Here is a 4,359-nt window from a genome sequence, read left to right on the forward strand (position 1 = left end):
CATGCGCATATCGGTATTTTGCGAGCCTGGGTTTGAGCCGCGGGTTTCGGCGTCGGTTGAGACGTTGAAGCGGCTTGCCGGTCTTGGCGGGGAGGTTGTCGTGGCGTCGGGGGCCGGGGTGGCGTCCGGGGTGTCGGACGCGGACTATGCGGCGGCGGGGGCGCGGATCGCGGCGGACAACGTGTCGGCCGGGGCCGGGGCGGAGATCGTGCTGGCGGTGCGGCGGCCGGTGGCGGCGGACCTGGCGCAGGTGGCGCCCGGGGCGCTGGTGATCGCCATCGCCGATCCCTATGGCAACGAGGCGGCGCTCGACGAGATCGCCGGCACCGGGGTGAGCCTGTTCGCGATGGAGTTGATGCCGCGCATCACAAGGGCGCAGGTGATGGACGTGCTGTCGAGCCAGGCCAACCTCGCGGGGTATCGCGCGGTGGTGGATGCGGCGGGCGAGTTCGGCCGGGCGTTCCCGATGATGATGACGGCGGCGGGCACGGTGCCGGCGGCGCGGGTGTTCGTGATGGGCGCCGGCGTGGCCGGGCTGCAGGCGATCGCCACGGCGCGGCGGCTCGGCGCGGTGGTGTCGGCCACCGATGTGCGGCCGGCGGCGAAGGAGCAGGTGGAGAGCCTCGGCGGCAAGTTCATCGCGGTGGAGGACGAGGAGTTCAAGCAGGCTGAGACGGCCGGCGGCTATGCGAAGGCGATGTCGGCGGAGTACCAGGCCAAGCAGGCGGCGCTGGTGGCGAGCCACATCGCCAAGCAGGACATCGTCATCACCACGGCGCTGATCCCCGGGCGTGCGGCGCCGAAGCTGCTGTCGGCGGAGATGGTGGCGTCGATGAAGGCCGGCTCGGTGATCGTCGACCTGGCGGTGGAGCGCGGCGGCAATGTCGAAGGCTCCGTGGCCGGCGAGGTGGTGACCACGGCGAACGGGGTGAAGGTCGTCGGCCATCTCAACGTGCCCGGGCGTCTGGCGGCGACGGCGTCGCAGCTTTACGCCAAGAACCTCTATGCCTTCGTCGAGACGCTGGTGGACAAGGGGACCAAGGCGCTGGCGGTGAAGTGGGACGACGAGCTGGTGAAGGCGACGCTGCTGACCCGTGGCGGGGCGGTGGTGCATCCGGGCTTCGGCGGCAAGGTCGAGGAAGCCGGGGCTCCGGCGGCGGCCTGAGGCACGCGCGGCGCTCGCCGGCGTGCTGGCGTGCCGGTGTGGGGCCAGGCGGTGCGGGGCCTTCTGGTGCTGGACCTTGCGGCGTCTTCTTCCGGCGTGCCGGTGTGGCCTTGCGGTGTTGCTGCGGTCCGCAGCGCCAGGACCGGGACGGCCCGCCGCTCGGGCGGGTGCCGGCGGTCCGGGCGGGCCGTCCGTCTCCGGGCCGTCCGTCTCCGGGCCGTCCGTCTCCTGGGGGCCGGCGTCCCGGCCCGGATGGGCGGCGGTCTCCGGCGTCGCTCAGGCGGGACCGGCCGGCGACGGCTCTCCGGCCGGATCCTTCGGCGGCGCTTCCCCTCACCCCATCCCTCTCCCCCACGGGGAGAGGGGGCTTGGCCGCACGGAGCGGGGACTTGCCCCACGGGGAGCGGGGACTTGTCCGCACGGAGCGGACGCGTCCCTGTCCTCCCTCCCGAGGGAGGACGGCCGGGCGCACGGATGGCAGGCGTTTCCTGTCGCCTCGTCCTCGCCGTGAGGCGAAGAACGACCCGCTCCCTCTCCCCGAGGGGGAGAGGGGTGGGGTGAGGGGGGCTCGCCCGCAAAAGTGGGTGAGGAGGCTCGCCCGCAAAGTGGGTGAGGGGGCCTCGCCCGCAGGTGATGTGAGGAACGGCGGGGACGCGGCGGCGCTCGGAACGGGCCGGCCGGCGGCCCGCTGGGACGCACGGGGTGGACGCACGAGTCCGGCCTGCGCCCGGCAACGACATTCAGGCGGGAGCACCACTCCCGTCCCATGACGCGACACGATGAGCGACCGGCGCGGCCTCGCGGCGGCGCAGCGCCTACACCAACGACGACAGAAACGACACGACGACAGAGACTGGACGAAGCGGCGGGCGGCACGGGGCAGGACCCCGGCCGGTCCTTGAGACAACGGGGAGAGGAAGATGGCCAATCCATCGGGCGTGCCGGCGGATCCGGCGCAGGCGCTGGAAGGCGCCCGGGCGGCGGCGGAGGTCGCCAAGCGGGCGGCGGAGGCGGCGCAGGCCTATGCCGACGCGGCGGCGCAGGCGGTGCAGGCGGGCGGTTCTGCGGGCGGTTTCGCCGATGCCGCCGGCGCGGCGGCGCACACGCTGACCGGCGGGGCGATCGACCCGTTCGTGTTCCGGCTGGCGATCTTCGTGCTGGCGGTGTTCGTCGGCTATTACGTGGTGTGGTCGGTGACGCCGGCGCTGCACACGCCGCTGATGAGCGTCACCAACGCGATCTCCTCGGTGATCGTGGTCGGCGCGCTGCTGGCGGTGGGCGTCGACACGGTCGCCGAGGGCACCGGCTGGGCCAAGGGCTTTGGCTTCATCGGGCTGATCCTGGCGAGCGTGAACATCTTCGGCGGCTTTCTGGTGACCAGCCGGATGCTCGCCATGTACTCCAAGAAGAAGTGAGGGCGACGGGATGAACGCCAATATCGTCGCGCTTTTGTACCTCGTCTCCGGGGTGCTGTTCATCATGGCGCTGCGCGGGCTGTCGAGCCCGGCGACCTCGCGCCAGGGCAATCTGTTCGGCATGGTCGGCATGGCCATCGCGGTGCTGACCACGCTGTCGGCGAGCCCGCCGGCCGGGATCGGCGGCTGGCTGCTGGTGATCGGCGGCCTCGCCATCGGCGGCGGCGCCGGCGCCTATATCGCCCGCAAGATCGCCATGACGCAGATGCCGCAACTGGTGGCGGCGTTCCACTCGCTGGTCGGCCTCGCCGCGGTGGCGGTGGCGGCGGCGGCGCTCTATGCGCCGGAAGCCTTCGGCATCGGCGCGGTCGGCGCCATCCACGGCCAGGCGCTGGTGGAGATGAGCCTCGGGGTGGCGATCGGCGCCATCACCTTCACCGGCTCGGTGATCGCGTTTGCCAAGCTGAACGGCAATATGAGCGGCAAGCCGATCCTCTTGCCGGCGCGCCACGTCATCAATGCCGGCCTGGCGGTGCTGATCGTGCTGCTGGTGGTGGTGCTGACGCTGACCGAGAGCCACACGGTGTTCTGGCTGATCGTCATCGCCAGCCTGGTGTTCGGCGGCCTCTTGATCATCCCGATCGGCGGGGCGGACATGCCGGTGGTGGTGTCGATGCTGAACAGCTATTCGGGCTGGGCGGCGGCGGGCATCGGCTTCACGCTGGGCAACACGGCGCTGATCATCACCGGGGCGCTGGTGGGCTCGTCGGGCGCGATCCTGTCCTACATCATGTGCAAGGGGATGAACCGCTCCTTCGTGTCGGTGATCCTCGGCGGCTTCGGCGGCGATGCGGCGGCGGGACCGGCCGGCGCGGTGGAGAGCCGTCCGGTGAAGCAGGGCTCGGCGGAGGACGCCGCCTTCATCATGAAGAACGCGGCGAAGGTGATCATCGTGCCGGGCTACGGCATGGCGGTGGCGCAGGCCCAGCATGCGCTGCGCGAGATGGCCGACAAGCTGAAGGAGGAGGGCGTCGAGGTGAAATACGCCATCCACCCGGTGGCGGGCCGCATGCCCGGGCACATGAACGTGCTGCTGGCGGAGGCGAACGTGCCCTATGACGAGGTGTTCGAGCTCGAGGACATCAACTCGGAGTTCGCCCAGGCGGACGTGGCCTTCGTGATCGGCGCCAACGACGTGACCAACCCGGCGGCGAAGACCGACCCGACCTCGGCGATCTACGGCATGCCGATCCTCGACGTGGAGAAGGCGAAGACGGTGCTGTTCATCAAGCGCGGCATGGCGGCGGGCTATGCCGGGGTGGAGAACGAGCTGTTCTTCCGCGACAACACCATGATGCTGTTCGCCGACGCCAAGAAGATGGTCGAGGACATCGTCAAGAACCTCGCCCACTGACGCGACGGGGGCCCGCCCCCTCGCCGCCGACATAAAGGGTGCCGACATCGGGGCGCCGACATCGGGGCGCGCTTCCTGCCGGGAGCGCGCCCTTCCTATGAGCCGCGCCAGGGAAGAGGGCGAGGGCGAGGAGACAGCCTGGGCGAGGGGCGAGGGGAGCTTGGGCGAGGGGAGAGCCTGGGCGACCGGGCGAGCGGAGAGCCCGGGCGAGGGGCCGGGCGAGGGGACAGCCCGGGCGGGCAGCGAGCCCGGACGGACGGGAGCAAGGCGGCCCCCGGCCGCCGCCAGGCCAACCGCACCGCACACCCCAGACCGAAATCGCACCCACCCTACACCGCACCATACCGGGGGTGGGCGGGTGACGT

The 4,359-nt window shown here is 71.5% G+C and carries 3 protein-coding genes; all 3 read left to right on the forward strand.

What is annotated here, in order from left to right; all coding sequences use genetic code 11:
• Position 1: 1 nt before the first annotated feature.
• The 3 genes from J2X65_RS26820 (at position 2) to J2X65_RS26830 (ending at position 3,994) form a co-directional block, all read left to right on the forward strand.
• A complete protein-coding gene (locus J2X65_RS26820) occupies positions 2 to 1,165 on the forward strand; it encodes a Re/Si-specific NAD(P)(+) transhydrogenase subunit alpha (RefSeq protein ID WP_310208538.1) in 1,164 nt (387 codons plus the stop codon).
• Positions 1,166 to 2,085: 920 nt separating this feature from the next.
• Entirely contained in the window at positions 2,086 to 2,580 is a 495-nt protein-coding gene (locus J2X65_RS26825; protein WP_310208541.1) for a proton-translocating transhydrogenase family protein, read from the forward strand.
• A gap of 10 nt (positions 2,581 to 2,590) precedes the next feature.
• Positions 2,591 to 3,994, forward strand: a complete 1,404-nt coding sequence (locus J2X65_RS26830) for an NAD(P)(+) transhydrogenase (Re/Si-specific) subunit beta (protein ID WP_310208543.1) — start codon at positions 2,591 to 2,593, stop codon at positions 3,992 to 3,994.
• The last annotated feature ends 365 nt before the right edge of the window (positions 3,995 to 4,359 follow it).

Origin of the sequence: Ancylobacter sp. 3268, from assembly GCF_031456575.1 — a bacterium.
GTDB lineage: Bacteria > Pseudomonadota > Alphaproteobacteria > Rhizobiales > Xanthobacteraceae > Ancylobacter.

Coding starts and splice junctions, on each gene's coding strand:
- J2X65_RS26820 (WP_310208538.1), top strand. CDS start 2: ATGCGCATATCGGTATTTTGCGAGCCTGGGTTTGAGCCGCGGGTTTCG.
- J2X65_RS26825 (WP_310208541.1), top strand. CDS start 2,086: ATGGCCAATCCATCGGGCGTGCCGGCGGATCCGGCGCAGGCGCTGGAA.
- J2X65_RS26830 (WP_310208543.1), top strand. CDS start 2,591: ATGAACGCCAATATCGTCGCGCTTTTGTACCTCGTCTCCGGGGTGCTG.